Genomic DNA, 21,462 nt, shown 5'->3' on the forward strand with positions numbered 1-21,462 from the left:
TCATGTCACCCGGTTCCGGTCGCGCTGACGAGGTGGAGAGGCGATGGCCATGGCGCGAGCGCGCTTCAGAGCCGGTTTAGCTTTCCTGACATTGGCGGTGACCGCGGCGGTGGCTCCCGCCGTGCCCGCCGCGGCGGCCACGAGCACGGATTTCGCGAAGTGGGTCAACCCCTTCGTGGGCACCCGGCCCGGCGGGGCCGACCACGGCACCGGGGGCGGTGCCGGCAACACGTTCCCGGGCGCGGTCGCGCCGTTCGGCATGGTCCAGTGGAGCCCGGACACGGTGAAATCCCAGCCGGGCGGCTACTTCTACGACGACGACGCCCTGACCGGGTTCAGCCTGACGCACCTGTCGGGCGCGGGCTGTTCGACCTATCAGGACATTCCGTTCATCCCTTATGTCGGTGAAGTGACGACTTCCCCGGCCACCGACCCGGGCCACTACACGTCGAAGTTCTCGCACGCCAACGAACACGCGACGGCCGGCGCGTACGACGTCACCCTCGACAGTGGAGCGAAGGTCGAGCTGAGCGCGACCCAGCGCACCGGCTCGGCGCGCCTGACGTACCCGGCGGGCGCGTCCTCGACGCTGCTGGTCAACACCTCCGGCTCGGTCAACGGCACCGACGACGCGTCGATCACCATCGGCAAGGACACGATCAGCGGCTGGGCCACGAGCGGCCGCTTCTGCGGCGCGCGCAACAGCTACCGCGTCTACTTCTCGGCCAAGTTCGACACGCCGTTCGCGTCGATCGGCACCTGGAAGAACGGCGCCGTCACGCCGAACAAGGCCGCCGAAACCGGCGGGGCCGGGGCGAAGGTGGCGCAGCCCAACGGCGTCGACGCCTCGATCGCGCGCCCGGCCAAGGTCACGCCGCAGAACACCACCGTCAGCGGCCCGGGCAGCGGCGGGTACGTCACCTTCGCCAACCTCAACGGGGCCCAGGTGAACGTCCAGGTCGGACTGTCCTTTGTATCCGTCGACGGCGCGAAGGCCAACCTCAAGGCGGAGAACACCGGCAAGTCGTTCGACACGGTCGCGTCGAACGCGCGCAAGGCGTGGAACGCCCAGCTCGGCAAGATCGCCGTCACCGGCGGCTCCGACGCCGATATGACGACGTTCTACACCTCGCTGTACCACTCGCTGATTCAGCCGAACGTGTTTTCCGACGTCAACGGCCAGTACATCGGCTTCGACGGCCGGATCCACACCGCCGACACGGGCCACGCGATGTACACCAACTTCTCCGGCTGGGACATCTACCGCTCGGAGATCCCGCTGCTGGCGACGATCGCGCCGAAGGAGACGTCGGACATCGTCCGGTCGATGATGGCCTACGCCGAACAGGGCGGTTCGTGGGACCGCTGGACCGTGGCCAACGACTACACCGGCGTGATGAACGGCGACCCGTACCACATCATCGTGTCCAGCGCGTACGCGTTCGGGGCGCGGGACTTCGACGCCCGGAAGGCGTTGCTGCTCATGATCAAGGGCGCCACCCAGCCGACCCAGGGCTACACCGAACGGCCCGGCCTGGACGACTACCAGAAGCTGGGTTACGTGCCGGGCGCCGGCGCGGACACCCTCGAATACACCAGCGCGGACTTCTCCATCGCCCAGTTCGCGAAGCGGCTTGGCGACAGCGCGACGTACACGACGTTCATGAAGCGCGCGCAGTACTGGCAGAACCTCTACAACCCGGGAACCGGGCACCTGCAGCCGCGCAATGCCGACGGCTCCTTCGCCGGCACCTACGACCCCGCAAGCTCGCAGGGCTGGGTCGAGGGCAACGGCGCGCAGTACGACTGGATGGTGCCCTACGACCTCGGCGGCCTGGTCACGGCGTTCGGTGGCAACACCGCGGTCCAGTCGCGGCTGGACACCTTCTTCACCCAGCTCAACGCGGGCACGCAGGAGCCGTACGCCTTCATGGGCAACGAGCCGAACTCCAACGCGCCGTACGTGTACTCCTACGCGGGCGCGCCGGCCAGGACCCAGGCGATCGTGCACCGCTCAATGGACGAGCTGTACAACCCGCGTCCCGAAGGCCTGATCGGCAACGACGACCTCGGCCAGATGTCGGCCTGGTACGTGTGGTCGGCGCTCGGCATCTACCCGGAGATCCCGGGCCGCGCCGAGACGCTGCTGGTCACGCCGCGCTTCTCCCGCGCCGTGCTCACCACCGGCGCCGGCAAGAAGATCACGATCAACGCGCCGGGCACCGGCGACTACGTGGGCAGCCTGAAGGTCAACGGCGGCGCGGCCGCGAAGGCGTGGCTGCCGGAGGCGCTGATCTCCGGCGGTGGCACGCTCGACTACACCCGCTCCGCCACGGCGACCTCATGGGGGAGCGCGGCGGCCGACGCCCCGCCGTCCTTCCGCGAGCAGGAGAAGCCGAGCCTGTCCTTCGTGGACCCGGCACGGGCGGTAACGCCGTCGGGGTCGACGTCCCAGGTCTCGGTGGGTGTCCAGGACCTCTCCGGCACCGCCCGGAGCTGGACGTACTCCGCGGGCAGCGTCGACGGGATCACGCTGACCCCGGCGACCGGCGGCATCGCGGTGCCCGCCGCGGGAAAGGCGAGCGCTCAGCTCACGGTCAGCGTCCCGGCCGGGCTCGCCGACGGCGCCCGGCGCATCCCGGTGACGTTCTCCGCACCGGGCGTGGCCTCGTCGCAGGCCGTGCTGACCGTGCTCGTCGCGCAGCCGGACAGCTGGCTGGCCACGGTGAACAACGCCGGCATCTCCCCGGACTCGAACTCGGGCGCGGCCAACTTCGACGGCGGCGGCTGGAGCTACTCCGCCGACGCCCTCGCCGCGGCCGGCGCCACCCCGGGCGGCACGGTGACCAGTGACGGGCTGAAGTTCACCTGGCCGACATACCCGGCCGGGGACCCGGACAACGTGGTCGCGGGCGGCCAGACGGTGAACGTGAGCGGGGCCGGGCGGCTGGCGCTGCTCGGCTCGGCGTCCAACGGCAACGCGTCGGGCACGCTGACCGTCACCTACACCGACGGCAGCACGTCCAACGCCACCATCGGGTTCTCCGACTGGACGCTCGGCGGCGGCAACGCCCAACCGGCGTTCGGCAACCGGATCGTGCTGTCCACGCCGTACCGCAACGCTTCGGGCGGTGATCCGCAGCCGATCCGCACGATGGTGTTCGGGACCAACCCGATCACCCTCGACGCGGGCAAGACCGTGGCGAGCGTGACGCTGCCGTCCAATGTCAGCGGCGGTGCCCTGCACGTCTTCGCGATCGGAATCGGCGCATGAGGGGCAAGATCCTGGCGGGTTTCCTGACGCTCACCGCGGCCGCGACGGGGCTCATCCCCGCCGCGGCCGCGGCCGGCGGGGACGCCCTGGACGCCGTCAACACGTTCATCGGCACGCAGGACGAGGGCAACACGTTCCCCGGCGCTTCGGCGCCGTTCGGGATGACGCAGGTCAGCCCGATCACCTCGCACTACGCCGGCTACCGCTACACCGACACCGCGATCCGCGGGTTCGGGCACTTCTTCCTGTCCGGCGCGGGCTGCTGGGAGCAGGGCGGCCTGGTCTCGACGTTGCCGACGACCGGGGAAGTGGGTCCCGGCAAGGCGTTCGACACGACCAAGCCGGCCACTTTCGACCAGAAGCAGTACGTCTCGCCGTTCACCCACGACGGCGAAGTCGGCAAGCCCGGCTACTACAAGGTGCGCCTGACCGGCTACGGCGGCGTCGACGTCGAGACGACGGCGGCGACGCGGGCGGGTGTCGAGCGGTACACGTTCGCGAAGCCGGGGGACGCCAACGTCTTCGTCAACGTCGGGCAGGCCAACGACAAGGAACCGGTGACGGGCAGCAGCATCCGCGTCGTCGACGACCGGACCGTCGAGGGCACCGTGGAGTCGCAGGCGTTCTGCGGCGGCAAGGCCTACACGACGTACTTCACGACGAAGTTCGACAAGCCGTTCAAGGCGTTCGGCACGTGGTCGCCGGACGGCGGCACACCCGGCTCGCGCTCCTCCGCAGGCGGAGCGGGCCTGCGTGGCGCGTGGCTCACGTTCGGTGGCGGGCAGGTGACCGCGACCACGGCGATCTCCCAGGTCGACGCCGCCGGCGCGCGGGGGAACCTCGCGTCGGAGCGGATCCGGTCGTTCGACGCGGCCAAGGACGCCGTCCAGCGCACCTGGCGGCGTGAGCTGTCCTCTGTGGACATCAAGGGCGGGACGACCGACGACCGCACGGTCTTTTACACGTCGCTCTATCACGCGCTGCTGCAGCCGCTGACGGCCAACGACGCCGACGGCCGCTATTACGGCTTCGACAAGAAGGTCCACCGCGCGGTCGGCTGGACGTACTACGACTTCTTCTCGCTGTGGGACACCTACCGCACGCAGAACCAGCTCCTGGCGTTGCTGCGGCCGGACCGCGCTCGCGATATCGCCAAGAGCATCCTGGCCATCCACGACCAGGGCGGCTGGCTCCCGCGGTGGGCGTACGCGAGCCAGGAGACGAACACGATGACCGGCGACCCGGTCACGCCGTTCCTGGTCGACCTCTGGCGCTTCGGCGCGTTGCCGGGCGAGGAGATGCACGCCTACCAGGCGCTGCTGCAGAACTCGCGCGAGCTCCCGCCCGCTGCGTTGCCGTTCCAAGGGCGTTCGGGCAACGAGAGCTACCAGAAGGACGGATTTGTCCAGTACGACCCGAATTTCCCGAAGAAGGGCCAGGACACCGATCCGAACCACGGCGCTTCGGCCACCCTGGAGTACGCGCTCGGTGACTGTTCGCTGTCGGTGATGGCGGCCGCGCTCGGCAAGGAGGACGACGCCGCCGCGCTGGCCGCGAAGGGCCGGACCTACCGGACGTTGTGGGACGAAACGCTGACCGACCGCGGCTTCACCGGCTTCTTCCGGCCGAAGGTGCTCGGCGGCGCGTGGTTCTCGCCGGCGGACAAGCCCTACAGCCCGCAGAGCCAGGACGGCTTCCACGAGGGCACGGCCTGGCAGTACCAGTGGCTCGTGCAGCAGGACGTGCCCGGGCTGGTGCGGCGGATGGGCGGCCCGGCGGCCACCGGGAAGCGCCTCGACGACTTCTTCGCCTACGACGAGCTCGTGAAGAACCCGGCGACGGCGGTGCGCGAGAACTGGGTCGTCGGTCCGTACGACTACTACGACCAGTTCCGGTACAACCCGAACAACGAGCCGGACCTGCACTCGCCGTGGATGTACGCGCTCACCGGGCAGCCGTCGAAGACGTCGACGGTCGTGCGGGCGGCGCACACGCTGTTCACGAACGCGCCCAACGGCGTCACCGGGAACGACGACCTGGGCACCATGTCGGCGTGGTACGTCTTCAGCGCGCTGGGGCTGTACCCCGCCGTCCCGGGGACTGGGAACTTCGTGCTCAACGCTCCGCGTTTCGCGAAATCCGTCCTGCACCTGGAGAACGGGCGCGACATCACGATCCAGGCGCCGGGTGCTTCCGGTTCGCGGCTGCAGTACGTGTCGTCCCTTCGCGTGGACGGCAAGGCCAGTGACCGCGTGTATGTGAACGTCGACCAGTTCAACCGCGGGACGACGCTCGATTTCGGGCTCACCGGCGACGCGACGGCGAAGTGGGGGACGTCACCTTCGTCCGCCCCGGCTTCGCCCTGCGCGGAGTAGACAGCGGCGCTCACGGCCGTGGTTCAGACCACAGTGGACCACGGCCGTGAGCATCGTCACGGGCCCCGGTGTTCCCGTGAGGGCCGTCACGCCTCACACTGGTCTCAGCACGTCCGACAGCGCCGTTGACGTCCACAGGCAGTCCGCCGTGGACGGTGCCGTCGGACGTTTGTCATGTCACGAACCAACGTGGTGAGACCCCACAGGAGGAAGAAGTGTCCAGCAAGGCCGCTCTAGTGTTCCGCGTGGCCGCGGTAGCCGAAGCCCTCTCCTGGGCCGGGCTGCTGGTCGGGATGTTCCTCAAGTACGTCGTCCACGCCTCCCACGAGGGTGGTGTGCCGGTCCTCGGCATGGTGCACGGCGTGATCTTCGTCCTTTATGTGGTGATCTCCCTGTCCGTGGCGAAGCCGCTCGGCTGGCGCCCGAAGACGCTGGTGCTGGCCCTGCTGGCGAGCATCCCGCCGCTGTTCACGTGGCTGTTCGAGAAGTGGGCGCTGCGCAACGGCAAGCTCGACGGCCCGCAGCGGCTGTCCCACGGCGGTGTCGGCCTGTTCCAGGCGAAGGAACCCGTCGCCGCCTGAGTTCCCAGGACGTGAGAAAGGGCTCGCACTCCGGTGCGGGCCCTTTCTGCTTACTCGCTGAAGTCGCCGGCGGCGCGGCGCACCTTGGTCAGCAGGTCCGTCAGCTGTTCGGTCTGCCGTTCGGTCAGCCCGTTCAGCCCGAAGTCGATGGCGGTGACGGCTTCGGTGGCGGCCACGCGGCGGTGGCGGCCCTCGTCGGTGATCTCGACGAGCGTCGTGCGGCGGTCCGTCGGGTGCGGCACGCGCTTCACGAGCCCGTCGCGCTCCAGGCGGTCCACTATGTTGGTGACACTGGTGGGGTGCAGCTGGAGCCGCTCGCCCATCACCCGCATCGGCAGGCTGGCGCTGCGGGCGAAGGTGAGCAGCACCAGCGCTTCGTACCGGGCGAAGGTCAAGCCGTGCGGCTTGAGCGCGCCGTCCACCGCGGACTGGATGATCTGCTGGACCCGCATCACCCCGGTCACCGCGGCCATGGTCCCGGAGGGCCCGATCCGGTCCTCCCAGATCCGGGCCGCGCGGGCGATCGGGTCGAACGGCAGCGGACGGTTCATGACACGCGAAGTTACCAGCGGGTACCGGCGGGTGTCGCACGACTGGCGGAAATGACCACGAAGAAGGGACTTCCGAGCATGATCGTCGCGTTCAGCGTGAGCCCGTCCGGCGGGGAGCCGGACGGCGGGGTGAGCGAAGCCGTGGCCCGCGCGGTGAAGGTGGTCCGCGAGTCCGGGCTGCCCAACTCGACCAACGCGATGTTCACGAACATCGAAGGTGACTCCTGGGACGAGGTCATGGACGTGGTCAAGCGCGCGGTCGAGGCGGCGGGCGAAGGCTCGTCCCGGGTCAGCCTGGTCCTGAAGGCGGACATCCGGCCGGGCTTCTCCGGTCAGCTGGAGGCGAAGGTGGACCGGATCGAAGCCCACCTCCGCGAGTCCTGAGCCCAGAGCGCCCCAATGTGGCCTTGGGTGCGTTGGACGCACCGAAGGCCACATTGGGTGCGTTGGACGCACCGAAGGCCACATTGGGTGCGTTGGACGCACCGAAGGCCACATTGGGTGCGTTGGACGCACCGAAGGCCACATTGGGTGCGTTGAGCGCACCGAAGGCCACATTGGGGCGCTTGAGCCGGGTCAGGGGAGGGGCGGGGTGAAGGCGACCGTCCACCGGCCGTCTTCGCTGGTCACCGTCAGCGGGTAGGTGAACGGCCTGCCGTCGCCGAGCGCGCCCGAGACGGTCGCGCGGGTCGGGGCGCCGGCATCCGGCCCCAGCTCGACCCGCACGTCGCGCACCCCGCGGCCGGCGAGCACCGAGACGTAGTCCTTCGCGAAGTCGCCGCCGCCCGAGCCGGGGTAGTCGAGCAGATCGGCCAGGGCGTCGGCGTCGTGCCCGGAGAGGGCGGCGGCGAGCCGGTCGCGCAGTTCGGCGGGCGAGGTGGCCCCGGGGTCCGGTTCGTGCACGATGAGCAACGTCACCGCACCGATCCAGACGACGGCGGCCACGATCGACAGGACCACCTTCACGTCACGCCGGATGTGCACCCGGCCGAGCCTGCCCCAGCGCCGCCGTCCTGCCAAGCGGACGGGGCGCGCGGGTGCCGAACCCCGCGGCCCGCCGTCCTGCCCAGCGCGAGGGCCGGGCACCCGGTGAAACTCCTCCGGCGCGCGTGCCAGGATGGAACCGTGACACAACCACGCGGATCTGCAGCGAAGTCAGCGGCCCTGTCCGCCGCCCTGTCCGGCGCGGTCGACCTTTCCGCGCTCAAGGCCCGTGCCGAAGCGGCGCAACGGCAGCCGGCGGCCCCGCCCGCCCGCCCGGCCGGTGACGGGCCGCCGCGGCCCGGCTCCGGCGAGAGTGGCGCCGTGATCGATGTCACCGAGGCCACCTTCCAGGCCGAGGTCGTGGAGCGGTCCCTGCGCCAGCTCGTGGTCGTCGACCTGTGGGCCGAGTGGTGCGGCCCGTGCAAGCAGCTGTCCCCGGTCCTGGAGCGGATGGCCGCCGAGTCCGGCGGCGCGTGGGTCGTCGCGAAGGTCGACGTCGACGCCAACCCGCGGATCGCGCAGCTGTTCGGCGCGCAGTCCATCCCGACGATCGTCGCCATCGCCGGCGGCCAGCCGGTCGACGCCTTCTCCGGCGCGCTGCCCGAGCCCGAGATCCGGAAGTGGATCAACTCGCTCCTGGACGCCCTGCGCGACAAGCTGCCGGGCATCCGCGACGCGGAGGCGGCCGCCGGCCCGGTCGAGGAGCCGGAGGACCCGCGCTTCACCGAGGCGGAGGAGGCCTTCGAGCGGGGCGACTTCGCCGCCGCGCAGGCCGCCTACGAGCGCATCCTGGACGTCGAACCGGCCAACGAGCTGGCCAAGAACGCCCTGGCCCAGGTCAAGTTCACCGCTCGCGCCGAAAGCGCCGACCCGGACGCCGTCGCCAAGGCGGACGCCGACCCGTCCGACCTGGCGGCCCAGCTCGACGCGGCCGACCTCGAGATCGCGGCGAACGACGTCGAAGCCGGCTTCAAGCGCCTGATCGACACCGTCCGCCGCACGGCGGGCGACGACCGCAACAAGGTCCGCGAGCACCTGGTGGCCCTGTTCGACCTGTTCGACCCGGCCGACGACCGCGTCATGAAGGCCCGCCGCGACCTGGCGAGCGCTCTCTTCTAAGACGAAGGGGCCCCCACCGCGCGGTGGGGGCCCCTTTCACAAAGCGTCAGGCGTACGCCTTCGAGCAGACCGACGAACCTTCGAGATACCCCTTGCGCAGCGCCTCGACCCGGTCGAAACCGCTGTCCGGGCGCTTCCCGTTGACGTCCGCAGACACGAGGCTCTCCGGCTGCAGCAGGTCCGCGATGGCCTCGTCGAGGTCACCGGCCGAAAGCCGCAGGTCGCCCGGGCGGTTGGTGAACGCCGCCCACGCGCCCACCAGGCACGCCGTGCGCAGGCCCGCGTTGGCGTTGTCGATCGACGCGCCGACGCCCTTCTGGATGCCCAGCGCGTACCGCGCCGCGACCTCCGAGAACGCCGCGAAGTCACCCATGCCGCCCGGGTCCTCGCCCTTCATCTCGGCCTCGCGGTCGATCGGCTGGGCGAGCTGGGCCAGCTTGGCCATGTCGATGCTCACCGTGTTGTCGTCCGGGCAGTACGACGCCGGCGGCGTGGTCTGGCAGCTGCCGCTGTCGGTGATCTCCGGCGCGGCCACCCCGGCGCCCTTGAACGCCTCGTCGAGGCTCTTCTTCAGCAGCGCGACGGTCTGGGCGTTGAACTTCGCGTCGCCCTTGCCCTTGTCGCCCTTGTCGAACGGGCGCTCGGTGAGCCGGGGCTTGATGTTCTCGGCCGTCATCCCCGCGCACTCCTTCGGGCCCTTCTCGAACCCGGCCTGGAACGCGTAGGTGCGGTCGAACGCCGTGCCGTGCGCGCCCTTGTCGGCGGCGCTGGTGCCCGCCTGGTCGCGGATCAGGAACATCGACGCCATCACCTGGTTGAGGCCTTCGGACGTCGACACCCGGTAGTACTTGCTCTTGTCCTCGGCGACCCAGCGGAAGTAACCGCCGGCGAAGCAGTCGGCCTGCTGCTCCTTGACCACGGTCGGGGTGTTCTTGGCGATCCCCGCCTTGTCCCCGAGCCGGTACTGGACGGCGTGGCCGAACTCGTGCGCGAGCACGACGACCACCGACATCGGGCCGAACCGCTGGCGCAGCATCGGCAGCAGCACGCCGCGGTCCCACGCCACCGAGTCGTCGACCGGGCAGTAGAACGCGTTCACGAGCTTCTTCACGCTGCCGCAGCCGGTTTCCTCGGTGTCGCTCTGCGCGTCGTAGGACAGCAGGGACTTCACCGGCTCGAACTGGTCGCCGAAGTTGGCCGGCAGCGTCTCGGCCCAGTAGGTCTGGACGTCGGCGATCGCGGCCGTGGCGAGCTTGTCGTCCTCACCGCCGTCGGCGTTGCGGACGTTCAGGTCCGGCGTCGGCGCGTCCGGCTTGAGGCCGCTCTCGAAGTGCGTCACCGGCAGCCCGGAGACCGAGCCCGCGCCCGTGTCCTTGGCCGGGTCGCCGCTCGCGCCGCCCTTGCTGTTGCACCCGCTCACGGCGACCGCCGCGACGGCCAGCAGCGCGACCAGCGCCCGCCGTCCTCCCCCTGGGATCATTCTGTTCACTCGCTCTCGTGCCCACCCGGTACCCGACGGGCAGGACCATACCCAGGGCATACGCGGAGCGTGCACGTTATCCCCGAACTACTCCCTGCGCAGGCCGGGCGGCGGCCCGATATCGTCGCTTCCCATGCGTGCAGTCCGCCGGTTCACCGTCCGCGCCAGCCTCCCGGATTCCCTGTCCGGCCTGGGCGCGCTGGCCACCAACCTGCGCTGGACGTGGCACCCGCCGACGCGGGACCTGTTCGCGTCGATGGACGCCGAGCTCTTCAACGCCGTGCGCGACCCGCTGCGGATGCTCACCGCGCTGCCGCCGGCCCGCCTGGACGAGCTGGCGGTCGACGACGATTTCCTCGAGCGTGCGAGAACCGCGGCCGAAGACCTGGAGCAGTACCTGACCGAGCCGCGCTGGTACCAGCAGCGCGACGACGACGGCCTGCCGCCGGCGGTCGCCTACTTCTCGATGGAGTTCGGCGTCACCGAAGCGCTGCCGAACTACTCCGGCGGCCTCGGCGTGCTGGCCGGCGACCACCTCAAGGCCGCGTCCGACCTGGGCGTGCCGATGGTCGGCGTCGGCCTGCTCTACCGCAACGGCTACTTCCGCCAGTCGCTGTCGCTCGACGGCTGGCAGGTCGAGCACTACCCGGTGATCGACCCGAACGCCTTCCCCCTGGAACTGCTGACCGCGGGCGGCCGCCCGGTGCTGATCGGCGTCGCCATGCCGGGCGGGCGCGAGCTGTGCGCGCAGATCTGGCAGGCGCGCGTCGGGCGCGTGCCGCTCCTGCTGCTCGATACCGACACCGAGGCCAACGACGAAGACCTGCGCGGCGTCACCGACCGGCTCTACGGCGGCGACGCCGACCATCGGCTGCGGCAGGAGATCCTGGCCGGCATCGGCGGCTTCCGCGCGGTGCGGAAGTACTGCGAGCTGACCGGGCACCCGCAGCCCATGGTGTTTCACACGAACGAGGGACACGCGGGGTTCCTGGGCCTCGAACGCGCCCGCGAGATCGTCCAGGCCGACGGCCTCGCGTTCGACGAAGCCATGCCCGCGGTCCGCGCCGGGACGCTGTTCACCACGCACACGCCGGTCAGCGCGGGCATCGACCGCTTCCCGGTCGACCTGGTGCAGCGCTACTTCGCCGACGGCAGGCTGGTGCCCGACATCGACCCGCGCCGCGTGCTCGCGCTCGGCGCCGAGGACAACCCCGGCCTGTTCAACATGGCGCACATGGGCCTGCGGCTGGCGCAGCGCGCGAACGGCGTCTCGCAGCTGCACGGGCGCGTCACGCGCAAGATGTTCTCCCGGCTGTGGCCCGGCTTCGACCACGACGAGGTGCCGATCTCGTCGGTGACCAACGGCGTCCACGGCCCGACGTGGGTGGCGCGCGAGCTGAGCACGCTGCTCGGGCGCGAGTGGGGCCTCGACGTCGGCGAAGGGCCGCTGCGCGACGGCGTGTCCGACGCCCAGCTGTGGGAACTGCGGCGCGAGCTGCGCGAGAAGCTGGTGCACGAGGTGCGGCGCCGGGTGCGCGCGGCGTGGCTGCAGCGCGGGGCGTCCCCGCTGGAGCTGGGCTGGGTCGACTCGGTCTTCGACCCCGACGTGCTGACCGTCGGGTTCGCCCGCCGCGTCCCGACCTACAAGCGGCTGACGCTGATGCTGCGCGACCCCGACCGGCTGCGGACGCTGCTGCTGCACGAACAGCGGCCGATCCAGGTCGTCGTCGCCGGCAAGTCGCACCCGGCCGACGAGAACGGCAAGCAGCTGATCCAGCAGATCGTCCGGTTCGTCGACGGCGCGGACGTCCGGCACCGGATCGTCTTCCTGCCCGACTACGACATGTCGATGGCCCGGTACCTGTACCGCGGCTGCGACGTCTGGCTGAACAACCCGGTGCGGCCCCTGGAGGCGTGCGGGACGTCGGGGATGAAGTCGGCGCTGAACGGCGGGCTCAACCTCTCGATCCGCGACGGCTGGTGGGACGAGTGCTACGACGGCAGCAACGGCTGGGCGATCCCGACCGCGGACGGCGTCGCCGACCCGCTGCGCCGCGACGACCTCGAGGCCGCGGCGCTGTACGAGCTGCTCGGCCAGCAGATCGCGCCGCTGTTCTACGACCGTTCCGACGGCGGCGTGCCCACGGGCTGGCTGTCGATGGTGTGGCACACGCTCGAGACGCTGGGCCCGCGGGTCCAGGCATCCCGGATGGTCCGCGAGTACGTCGACAACGGCTACCTGCCGGCGTCGAGGATGGTGGCGGCGGCCACGGGCGACGGCTACCGCGGCGCGCTGTCGCTGGCGGACTACCGCACGAAGCTCGAGGTGTCGTGGCCGCGGCTGCGCATCTTCGACTCGGAGCTGCTGGTGGCGGCGACCGAGCCCCTGGTGGTGGGCACCGAGGTGACGATCAGGGCCCGCATCGACCTGGCCGGCCTCGATCCGTCCGAAGTGGACATCCAGGCGGTGGTCGGCCGCGTGGGCGACGACGACGAGCTCCGCGACCCGGTGACGGTCCCGATGACCGGCGACGGCATCGGCGCCTTCTCGGCCCGGGTGAAGCTCCCGCGGCCGGGATCGATCGGGTACACGGTCCGGGTGCTGCCGAAGCACGGCCTGCTGGCGACGCCGGCGGAGCTCGCGCGGGTCGTGCTGGCCTGACGCCGCCCCGTGCGGGGCGGCGCCGGACGTCACTCACCGGTGGGCCGCCGTGCAGCAGCAGGTGCTCGGCCGCCGGCAGCCGGCATCCTCGCGCGGTGGTTCGCGGCGCACCTCGCCGGGCCGGTGCCGGGACCACCACGTGGCGGCCATCGTGGCGGTCAGGCCGCCCGCCAGGAAGGCGAGCGCGGTGACGAGGACGATCAACGTGTTCTCCACGGTTTCTCCCGGGTTCGCGGGCCGCTTTCGCCGCGGCCGTCGAAAACCACGGTAAGCAAGCGCCGCCATTCCGAGCCCGTGATCAGCGCTTTCGGTCAGAAACACGTCATCGAACGGACGTACGGTTTGCCGTGACCGGAAAACCGGTCACGGCAAACCGATCGGACGTCGCTCCGGAACTGTCCACAATCTGGCAAAACCGCAGGCAGGGGCGGTTTGCTGAACCCGTCCGCGGAAACGAACACACAGTGCGCAAAAGGCGAAACGGTCCTTTATGATGTTCACTCCGGTGAGGGACGAGGGGGAACCATGATCGGCACGGCTCAGCCCGGAACCGGCGGCGTGCCGTCCGCTGCCGCGATCGCCCGGGCCGCCGACGCCGCCGCGGGCCTGCAGAAGGGGGACGGCGTCCGGCGCCTCGACCTCCACGGCGATCTGGGTCCGGACCTGCGGCACATCTGGCACATCGCGGCCGGAGACCCGCCGTCCCGGGTGGCCGCGATCGTGTTCCTGCGGCTCGAGGCCGTCCTCGACCGGCTGAACCGGGCGAAGCTCGAAAAAATCGTCCGGACCGCGTACAACACGGGTACCCGCCCGCTCGCCGGCAACAAGGGCGACCGGTTGAGAAGCCTGCCCGACGGCCCTTCGCCACGAACCTGCGACCGGCGGCTGGAGCCGTTCCAAAAGCTGCTGGCGAAAAGCCTGGCCGGTCCGCAGCCGCGGCTCGACCCGGACGAACTCCGCCGGGCGGAACGCCGGTTCGAACCGCAAGCGGCGATCGCGGAATCCGGCGCGCGCGAAGACGGGCCCGCCGCGCTCAGCGTTCCGCGGAGCGAGGTCGACCATTTCCTCCGGTCGTTCGCGGTCCATTCCTGGTGTGCGCCGGCCGGCCGGGACGGCGATCCGGTGACCGTGGCACTGGGGGCGCGGGGCTCCTGGGTCTGCGTCTTCGACACCCCGGCCAGGCTGGCCGGCTACCGCGCGGCGACGGGCGCCCCGTGGCCGGCGGAGGTCGTCCGCAAAGGACGTGAGCTGGTCGGGACCGCGCTCCTGCGGCCGGAGCCCGCCGGCATCCTCGTCAACCCGAGCGACCGGCGGGGTACCGGGACCGCCGAATCGCTCGCCCTGCCCCCTGCCGTGCTCGTCGGGCTGATCACCGCCCACCGCTGACGACAAGGACCATTCGCGAATGAACGGCTTCGAAGCCGATCCGATCCTGCTGCGCGCCGCGGGGAGCCGGGTCCGCGCGCTGACGAAGGAATCCGCCGACCGTCCGGCACTGCGCTACGCGGCCCGTCCGGAACTCGTCGGCGACGTGCTGCTCGGCGCGGCGCTGAAGGAGTTGCAACGGGCTTCGTCCGCCGCGGCCGAGGTGCTCCTGGCCGACGCCGACGGGCTCGGCGAACGGCTCGAGCTGGCCGCCCACCGGTACGCCGACCACCAGGACGACGTGCGCGACCGGCTCGACCGGATCGCGCGCGGCCTCCGCGCGGCGGGCTGAGCGGCACGACATGGCAGCGGACCAGACGTGGTCACCCGGGACGATCAAGCTGCTGCGCGACGAAGCCGTCCGGCTCGCCGACATCGCGACCACGCTCGACGACCTGGCTTCCGACCTGCGGTCGGTGGAGCCCGAAGGCTGGGCCGGCCGGGCCGCCGACGCCTACGGAGAGCTGCGGGACCGGCTGACCAAGCAGTGCCTGACGGGCGCCGCGGCCTACGAAGCGGCGGCGGGGGCCGCCGACGACTACGTTCAGATCCTCGCCGAGCTGGAAGGACGCCGTCGTCACGAGACCGCGTCCGACGCCCTCGCCCGGCTCGAGCAGCAGCGGGTCGAGGCCGCCGAGCGCCTGGAAGCCGTGTGGCGGGCGGCCACGGAGGAGTTCGAGGCGATCCGTACGGCGCTGCCCGAGCCCGTCACCGCTCCGGCTCGGCCGGCCGCCGCGGTGCCGGAGAGTGGGCCCAGGGAGGCGCGTCTGCCACGGTTCGGCGACCCGCAGTACGTGCAGGACCTCTCCGACGCCGTTTTGGAGTACTTCGCGCGCCCAGCCTGACCTGGAGTGCGCTCCAGCCGGAAATCACGCCGCGCGGAACGCTGAGCAAAGCTAAGTTGGAGGCATGCGCTTCGGAATGTTCGTCCCGCAGGGCTGGCGGCTCGACCTGGCCGGCATCGACCCCGCGGACCACTGGAAGACCATGCTCGGCCTCGCGAAACACGCGGAGGCGGGCCCCTTCGAATCGATCTGGGTCTACGACCACTTCCACACCGTGCCGGTCCCGACCGAGGAGGCCACGCACGAGGCGTGGTCGCTGATCTCGGCGTTCGCGGCCGCGACGGAGACCATCCGGCTCGGGCAGATGTGCACCTGCATGGGCTACCGCAACCCGGCCTACCTGGCGAAGGTCGCGGCGACGGCCGACCTCATCTCGGGCGGCCGGGTCGAAATGGGCATCGGCGCGGGCTGGTACGAGCACGAGTGGCGGGCGTACGGCTACGGCTTCCCGTCCGCGGGCGAGCGGCTCGGCCAGCTCGACGAGGGCGTGCGGATCATGCGCGACCTCTGGACGACCGGAACGTCCACACTGGACGGCAAGCACTACCAGACCAATGGCGCGATCCTCCGCCCGCTGCCTCCGCAGGAGGGCGGTATCCCGCTGTGGATCGCCGGCGGCGGCGAGAAGAAGACGCTCCGGATCGCCGCGAAGTACGCGCGGTACACGAACTTCTTCCCGGAGCCGGAGGCGTTCACGCGCAAGTCCGAGATCCTCGCGGCGCACTGCAAGGACGTCGGCACCGACTTCGACGCGATCGTGCGCTCGGGCAACGTCAGCGTCGTCCTCGGCGAGACCGAGAGTGACGTCCAGGAGAAGCAGGCCTGGCTGAAGGCGCACTACGCGAAGTACGTCCCGGCCGAAGACGCCGAGCGGGCGGTCGCCACCTTCGCGAGCGGCCCGACGGCCGGCACCCCGGAGCAGGTCGCCGAGCACCTGGCCGCGTTGGGCAAGCGGGGCATGTCGTACACGATCGTCAACTTCCCGGAGGCCGCGTACGACCGGACCGGCATCGACCTGTTCACCAAGCACGTCGCTCCGGCCCTGGCGGACTGACAGCGCCGGCCGAAAAACTGTCGGTCCCCTTCGGTAGCGTGGAAAACGGGGGCTGCTAAGGCACCGCCGGGCTGCCGCCGTCCTGCACGGGCAGGCCGGCGGCGGCCCAGGCGCGGAACCCGCCTTCGAGGTCGGTCGCTCCCGGCAGCCCCAGCCGCTGCAGGTCCGCCGCCGCCAGGCTCGACGAATATCCCTCGTTGCACACCACGATCACTGTCGAGTCCGGCGTCACCGCGGGCAGCCGCCACTCGCTGTCCGGCGCCAGCCGCCATTCCAGGTGGATCCGCTCGACGATCACCGCGCCCGGGATCTCGCCCTCCGCCGCGCGGTTCGCCAGCGGCCGGATGTCGACCACCAGCGCGCCCGCCTCCTGCAGCTCGCGGGCCCGGACCGGTGTCACCCGGTCCAGGCCGGACCTCGCGGAAGCCAGCAGCGAATCGACAGCGCTCATGACCGGACGATAGCGGGCAGCGGCGGGATTTCGGCCGGAACGTCGGCGAGCGAGGCGTACTCCCGCGTCGCCACCAGCGGCGGCGAATACGCGTGGACGCTGGCCGCCGGCCGGTCGCCGAGGCCGGTCACCTGGTGGGCGCGGCCCGCGCCGAAGCCCAGGCCCTCGCCGGCGGCGTGCGTCCGCCGCCGGACCGGGCCGCCCGGGTAGCGGTACTCCTCGCCGAGCTCGCCCTGCAGGACGGTGAACGACCCGGACGCGCCGCCGTGGTCGTGCGGCTTCGTGTGCTGGCCCGGCAGCCACGACAGCAGCCACAGCTCGACGCCGTCGGTCAGCGCCAGCCGGGCCCACCAGCGGCGGTCCTCGTCGAACCGCAGGATGCCGCGCAGGCCCGCGGTCAGCTCGGTGGTCACGGTGGTGGTCAGGTCGGCCAGCTCGCGCGGCGTCCAGAGCAGCCGCGACGGGTGCAGCAGCTCGGGCAGCAGCGGGTCGGTCAGCTGCGGGTGGATCTCGATGGGCGGGCGAACCAGGGACGTGGTCAACGCGGGTGCTCCTCGCAACGTGGAGTGAACGGGTCGCGGGGTCAGCGCGGCACCGCACGCGTCACACGAGGACGCGAGGGATCAGCGGAGCCGCGCCCGCGTACACCCGGCCGAAGCGACGAGCAGCAGGTCGATCGCGCGACGGCGCCAGAACGAGCCCCGGGTCACCGGGGTCACGGGCGCGTCGGCGGACATACGGTGATACTGCCACACGCGGGCCGCCGGGCCGCGGCGTTCCATGTCGTGGAACACGCGGCGACCTGCGTGTTCACCATCTCACCCGGGCGGGTGCGCACGCGCGCGCGACGGCAGACAGAATGGGCCTCGTGAGCGAGCCGATCCAGCCCAGCGAACTTGACGACCTCGTGGTCCGGATGGCCGGTGTCGGCGTCCGCCGCGGGACCAACGACCTCCTCGCCGGCCTCGACTGGACCGTCGAACTGGACGAGCGCTGGGTGGTGCTCGGCCCGAACGGCGCGGGCAAGACCACCCTGCTGCGCCTGGCCGCGGCCGAGCTGCACCCGACCACCGGCGAGGTCGACCTGCTCGGCGAGCGGATCGGCAAGGTCAACATCTTCGACCTGCGTCCCCGCATCGGCTTCACCTCGGCCGCCATCGCCCAGCGCGTGCCGGGCGAAGAGCTGGTCAAGGACGTCGTGGTCAGCGCCGGTTACGCCGTGCTCGGCCGCTGGCGTGAGGAGTACGACACCCTCGACATGGCCCGCGCGACCGAGCTGCTGGAAGCGATGGGCATCGGGCACCTGGCCGAGCGCACCTTCGGCACCCTGTCCGAGGGCGAGCGCAAGCGGACCCTGATCGCGCGGTCGCTGATGACCGACCCGGAGATGCTGCTGCTCGACGAGCCGGCCGCGGGTCTCGACCTCGGCGGCCGCGAAGACCTGGTCGCTCGCCTCTCCGACCTGGCGATGGACCCCGACGCGCCCGCGTTGGTGCTGGTCACCCACCACGTCGAGGAGATCCCGCCGGGCTTCACCCACGCGCTGCTGCTGCGTGACGGCCACGCGGTGGTGTCCGGGCTGGTCGACGACGTCATCACCAGCGAAAACCTGTCGAAGACGTTCGACCAGGACCTGGTCCTCGAGCGTTCCGGGGATCGCTTCTTCGCCCGCCGTCGCTAGGCTGTGCCTACCGACCGGTAGCGTGCTGGCAGATCGTCAACGAGGAGGATGGGCGTGGGAGAGTTCGTAACCCTGGAGGTCAAGGACGGGGTCGGTACCATCCGGCTCGACCGGCCGCCGGTCAACGCCCTGAACGCCCAGGTCACCGCCGAGCTCGCCGAACTGGCGAAGGAGGCGACCGAGCGCGACGACGTCCGCGCGGTGATCCTCTACGGCGGCGAGAAGACCTTCGCGGGCGGCGCGGACATCAAGGAGATGGCCACCCGCACCTACCCGGAGATCGCCAAGTTCGGCGCGAACCTCACCGGCACCCTCGCGGCCATCGCGAACATCCCGAAGCCGGTCGTCGCGGCCATCACCGGCTACGCCCTCGGCGGCGGCCTCGAACTGGCGCTGACCGCGGACTGGCGGGTCGCCGGCGACAACGTCAAGGTCGGTCAGCCCGAGATCCAGCTCGGCGTCATCCCCGGCGCGGGCGGCACGCAACGCCTGGCCCGGCTGATCGGACCGAGCAAGACCAAGGACATCGTCTACACCGGCCGGTTCGTCAAGGCCGAAGAAGCGCTGCAGCTGGGGATCGTCGACCAGGTCGTCGCCCCGGACGACGTCTACGCGGCCGCGCACAAGTGGGCGGCGCAGTTCGCGAACGGCCCCGCCGTCGCCCTGCGCGCGGCCAAGGCGGCCATCGACGGCGGCCTCGACATGGACCTTCCGAACGCGCTCAAGCTCGAGTCGCACCTGTTCGCCGCCCTCTGGGCGACCGAAGACCAGCAGAACGGCATGAAGTCGTTCATCGAAAACGGGCCCGGCAAGGCCACTTTCGAAGGGAAATGACGCCTTGACCGACGTGAACGACCCGGCCCCGAACCCGCACGCCACCGCCGAAGAGGTCCAGGCGGCCTACGCCGACCCCAAGCTGGCGAACGTGCTCTACCACGACTGGGAAGCCGGCACCTACGACGAGAAGTGGTCGATCTCGTACGACGAGCGCTGCATCTCCTACGCCACCGACGTGTTCAACGCCGTCGCGGGCGAGGACGGCCAGCCCTACCAGCACGCGATGGAGCTGGGCAGCGGCACCGGCTTCTTCCTGCTGAACCTGATGCAGGGCGGCGTCGCCAAGAAGGGCTCGGTCACCGACCTCTCGCCCGGCATGGTCCAGGTCGCGCTGCGCAACGCCGAGAAGCTCGGCCTCGACGTCGACGGCCGGGTCGCCGACGCCGAGCGCATCCCCTACGACGACAACACGTTCGACCTGGTGGTCGGGCACGCGGTGCTGCACCACATCCCGGACGTCCAGGCGGCGTTCCGCGAGGTGCTGCGCGTGCTCAAGCCGGGCGGCCGGTTCGTCTTCGCCGGCGAGCCGACCAAGGTCGGCGACTTCTACGCGCGCAAGCTCGGCCAGTTCACCTGGTTCCTGACCACGCGCGTGACGAAGCTGCCCGCGTTGCGCGGCTGGCGGCGTCCGCAGTCCGAACTGGACGAATCCTCGCGCGCCGCCGCGCTCGAAGCCGTGGTCGACATCCACACGTTCGACCCGTCGGAGCTGGAGTCGTGGGCCCGCGGGGCCGGCGCCCAGGACGTCCGCGCGGTCACCGAGGAGTTCGCCGCGGCCCTCGCCGGCTGGCCGATCCGGACGTTCGAGGCCGCGGTGCCGTCGGAGAAGCTGACCGTGCGCTGGCGGCTGTTCGCCTACCACCTGTGGCTGCGGCTGTCCGCTGTGGACAAGAAGGTGCTCTCGAAGATCCTGCCGCGGGAGCTGTTCTACAACGTCATGATCACCGGGACCAAGCGGCCGTCCTGAGTTGGGATATTCGTTCAGCCTCGGCGACGTCGCCTACCTGCGTTCCGACGCGGGGACGGCGGCGCTCGCCGAGGTTTCGGCGCTGCCGCTGACCGACCCGATCAAGTCCGTGGCGCAGGTGCGCCGCCTGACCGGTGAACAGCACGCGGCCGCCGTCCTGGAAACCGTGCTGCTGCGGCGCAAAGCCGCCGGCAAGCTGTCCGGTGCGGACTGGTTCTTCACGTCTGAGGCGCTTCAGCAGGCGAGCGCGTCGGTCGTGGCGCGGCACCGGGCTTCGCGGCTGGCGGGTCTCGACGTCCACGACGTCACGTGCTCGGTGGGCGCGGACCTCGTCGAAATCGCCCGTGTCGCGCGGCGCGCACTCGGGTCCGATGTGGACCCGGTGCGGCTGGAAATGGCACGGCACAACGGGACCGCGGCAGGTGTCGCGTTCGGGCTCGCGCGGGCCGACGCCCTGCGTCCGGTCAGCCGGTCCGGGGTCGTCGTCGCCGACCCGGCGCGGCGTGACTCCGCCGGGCGCCGGGCGTGGCAGCCCGCCGACTTCGCCCCGCCGCTGGACGGGCTGGTCGAGGCCTACCCGGGGCGAGCCCTGTCCGTGAAGTGCGCTCCCGGCCTCGACTTCGCGCTCACGCCGTGGGCCGAGGAGGTCGAGCTGGTGTCCCTGGACGGCCAGGTGCGGGAATCCTGCCTCTGGCGGGGCCTGGGCACCGGCGTCGCCCGCCGGGCGACCGTGCTGCGCTCGGACGGGACACAGTGGACGGTCACCGACGACGAACCGGACGAACTGCCCGCAAAGGACCCGGGAGAGTGGATCGTCGATCCCGACGGCGCCGTCGTCCGGGCCGGGCTGGTCCGCCACTACGCGGCGCGGCACGGGTTGTGGCAGCTGGACGAACGCATCGCGTACCTGACCGGGCACACCCCGCCGCCGGGGGTGCGGGCGTTCCGCGTCCTGGAACACGGGCCGTACACGGAGAAGGCGCTGAAGTCCGTCCTCAAGCGACACGACGTCGGACGGCTGGAAATCCTGGTGCGGGGCCTGGACGTCGACCCGGACGCGCTGCGGCGGCGGCTGAAACCCCGTGGTGGCGCGGAGGCGTCGGTGGTGCTGACCCGGATCGGCCGGTCGCCGGTCGCGTTCCTGTGCCGTGCCGAACGGATCACGTAGGCAGGAAC

At 71.1% G+C, this 21,462-nt stretch carries 20 protein-coding genes; 14 read left to right on the plus strand and 6 right to left on the minus strand.

Features of this window, described 5'->3' with window-relative positions; genetic code table 11:
- Positions 1 to 49 precede the first annotated feature (49 nt).
- From I4Q55_RS23505 to I4Q55_RS23515, 3 genes are all read left to right on the plus strand, one after another.
- Positions 50 to 3,274 (plus strand): GH92 family glycosyl hydrolase, encoded by a 3,225-nt coding sequence (locus tag I4Q55_RS23505; RefSeq protein ID WP_206790829.1) that lies wholly within the window; start codon positions 50 to 52, stop codon positions 3,272 to 3,274.
- Entirely contained in the window at positions 3,271 to 5,649 is a 2,379-nt protein-coding gene (locus I4Q55_RS23510; protein ID WP_206790570.1) for a GH92 family glycosyl hydrolase, read from the plus strand. Before I4Q55_RS23505 ends, I4Q55_RS23510 begins: the two co-directional genes overlap by 4 nt.
- A 215-nt stretch (positions 5,650 to 5,864) precedes the next feature.
- Positions 5,865 to 6,230 (plus strand): DUF3817 domain-containing protein, encoded by a 366-nt coding sequence (locus I4Q55_RS23515; protein ID WP_206790571.1) that lies wholly within the window; start codon positions 5,865 to 5,867, stop codon positions 6,228 to 6,230.
- A gap of 50 nt (positions 6,231 to 6,280) precedes the next feature.
- Here the strand turns inward: I4Q55_RS23515 and I4Q55_RS23520 are convergent, their stop codons facing one another.
- Entirely contained in the window at positions 6,281 to 6,781 is a 501-nt protein-coding gene (locus I4Q55_RS23520; RefSeq protein WP_206790572.1) for a MarR family winged helix-turn-helix transcriptional regulator, read from the minus strand.
- A 78-nt stretch (positions 6,782 to 6,859) separates the two neighbouring features.
- Between I4Q55_RS23520 and I4Q55_RS23525 the strand changes: the two genes are divergently transcribed.
- Positions 6,860 to 7,165, plus strand: a complete 306-nt coding sequence (locus I4Q55_RS23525) for a thiamine-binding protein (RefSeq protein WP_206790831.1) — start codon at positions 6,860 to 6,862, stop codon at positions 7,163 to 7,165.
- Between the two features lie 192 nt (positions 7,166 to 7,357).
- Here the strand turns inward: I4Q55_RS23525 and I4Q55_RS23530 are convergent, their stop codons facing one another.
- Positions 7,358 to 7,765, minus strand: coding sequence for a hypothetical protein (locus tag I4Q55_RS23530; RefSeq protein WP_206790574.1), 408 nt, complete (start codon positions 7,763 to 7,765; stop codon positions 7,358 to 7,360).
- Between the two features lie 141 nt (positions 7,766 to 7,906).
- On the opposite strand from I4Q55_RS23530, the gene I4Q55_RS23535 reads away from it, so the two are divergent.
- Positions 7,907 to 8,884: a tetratricopeptide repeat protein gene (locus tag I4Q55_RS23535; protein WP_206790576.1), complete on the plus strand. Its 978-nt coding sequence runs from the start codon at positions 7,907 to 7,909 to the stop codon at positions 8,882 to 8,884.
- 46 nt (positions 8,885 to 8,930) lie between these two features.
- Here the strand turns inward: I4Q55_RS23535 and I4Q55_RS23540 are convergent, their stop codons facing one another.
- Positions 8,931 to 10,364 (minus strand): neutral zinc metallopeptidase, encoded by a 1,434-nt coding sequence (locus I4Q55_RS23540; RefSeq protein ID WP_206790578.1) that lies wholly within the window; start codon positions 10,362 to 10,364, stop codon positions 8,931 to 8,933.
- Positions 10,365 to 10,497: 133 nt separating this feature from the next.
- On the opposite strand from I4Q55_RS23540, the gene glgP reads away from it, so the two are divergent.
- Positions 10,498 to 13,026: an alpha-glucan family phosphorylase gene (glgP, locus tag I4Q55_RS23545; RefSeq protein ID WP_206790580.1), complete on the plus strand. Its 2,529-nt coding sequence runs from the start codon at positions 10,498 to 10,500 to the stop codon at positions 13,024 to 13,026.
- 33 nt (positions 13,027 to 13,059) lie between these two features.
- Here the strand turns inward: glgP and I4Q55_RS23550 are convergent, their stop codons facing one another.
- Positions 13,060 to 13,242: a hypothetical protein gene (locus I4Q55_RS23550; protein WP_206790581.1), complete on the minus strand. Its 183-nt coding sequence runs from the start codon at positions 13,240 to 13,242 to the stop codon at positions 13,060 to 13,062.
- 309 nt (positions 13,243 to 13,551) lie between these two features.
- Between I4Q55_RS23550 and I4Q55_RS23555 the strand changes: the two genes are divergently transcribed.
- The 4 genes from I4Q55_RS23555 (at position 13,552) to I4Q55_RS23570 (ending at position 16,350) form a co-directional block, all read left to right on the plus strand.
- Positions 13,552 to 14,412 (plus strand): hypothetical protein, encoded by an 861-nt coding sequence (locus tag I4Q55_RS23555; RefSeq protein WP_206790582.1) that lies wholly within the window; start codon positions 13,552 to 13,554, stop codon positions 14,410 to 14,412.
- A gap of 19 nt (positions 14,413 to 14,431) precedes the next feature.
- A complete protein-coding gene (locus I4Q55_RS23560) occupies positions 14,432 to 14,743 on the plus strand; it encodes a hypothetical protein (protein ID WP_206790583.1) in 312 nt (103 codons plus the stop codon).
- A gap of 10 nt (positions 14,744 to 14,753) precedes the next feature.
- Positions 14,754 to 15,296: a putative T7SS-secreted protein gene (locus I4Q55_RS23565; RefSeq protein WP_206790584.1), complete on the plus strand. Its 543-nt coding sequence runs from the start codon at positions 14,754 to 14,756 to the stop codon at positions 15,294 to 15,296.
- A 64-nt stretch (positions 15,297 to 15,360) separates the two neighbouring features.
- Positions 15,361 to 16,350: an LLM class F420-dependent oxidoreductase gene (locus I4Q55_RS23570; protein ID WP_206790585.1), complete on the plus strand. Its 990-nt coding sequence runs from the start codon at positions 15,361 to 15,363 to the stop codon at positions 16,348 to 16,350.
- A 55-nt stretch (positions 16,351 to 16,405) separates the two neighbouring features.
- On the opposite strand, the gene I4Q55_RS23575 is transcribed toward I4Q55_RS23570, so the two are convergent.
- Both I4Q55_RS23575 and I4Q55_RS23580 read right to left on the minus strand, forming a co-directional pair.
- Positions 16,406 to 16,801 (minus strand): rhodanese-like domain-containing protein, encoded by a 396-nt coding sequence (locus tag I4Q55_RS23575; protein WP_206790586.1) that lies wholly within the window; start codon positions 16,799 to 16,801, stop codon positions 16,406 to 16,408.
- Positions 16,798 to 17,343 (minus strand): cysteine dioxygenase family protein, encoded by a 546-nt coding sequence (locus tag I4Q55_RS23580; protein WP_206790587.1) that lies wholly within the window; start codon positions 17,341 to 17,343, stop codon positions 16,798 to 16,800. Before I4Q55_RS23580 ends, I4Q55_RS23575 begins: the two co-directional genes overlap by 4 nt.
- A gap of 317 nt (positions 17,344 to 17,660) precedes the next feature.
- Here I4Q55_RS23580 and I4Q55_RS23585 point away from each other — a divergent pair, with 317 nt between their 5' ends.
- The 4 genes from I4Q55_RS23585 to I4Q55_RS23600 are packed head-to-tail and all read left to right on the plus strand — an operon-like array spanning position 17,661 to position 21,454.
- Entirely contained in the window at positions 17,661 to 18,482 is an 822-nt protein-coding gene (locus I4Q55_RS23585) for an ABC transporter ATP-binding protein (RefSeq protein WP_206790588.1), read from the plus strand.
- 54 nt (positions 18,483 to 18,536) lie between these two features.
- On the plus strand, positions 18,537 to 19,316 hold the full coding sequence (locus I4Q55_RS23590; RefSeq protein WP_206790589.1) for an enoyl-CoA hydratase/isomerase family protein: 780 nt from the start codon (positions 18,537 to 18,539) through the stop codon (positions 19,314 to 19,316).
- Between the two features lie 4 nt (positions 19,317 to 19,320).
- The gene (locus I4Q55_RS23595) at positions 19,321 to 20,286 is read left to right on the plus strand and encodes a class I SAM-dependent methyltransferase (protein ID WP_091306148.1); all 966 of its coding nucleotides are present in this window, start codon (positions 19,321 to 19,323) and stop codon (positions 20,284 to 20,286) included.
- 1 nt (position 20,287) lies between these two features.
- Positions 20,288 to 21,454, plus strand: a complete 1,167-nt coding sequence (locus I4Q55_RS23600; protein WP_206790591.1) for a class I SAM-dependent methyltransferase — start codon at positions 20,288 to 20,290, stop codon at positions 21,452 to 21,454.
- The last annotated feature ends 8 nt before the right edge of the window (positions 21,455 to 21,462 follow it).

Source organism: Amycolatopsis sp. MtRt-6 (assembly GCF_017308975.1).
Taxonomy (GTDB): Bacteria; Actinomycetota; Actinomycetes; order Mycobacteriales; family Pseudonocardiaceae; genus Amycolatopsis.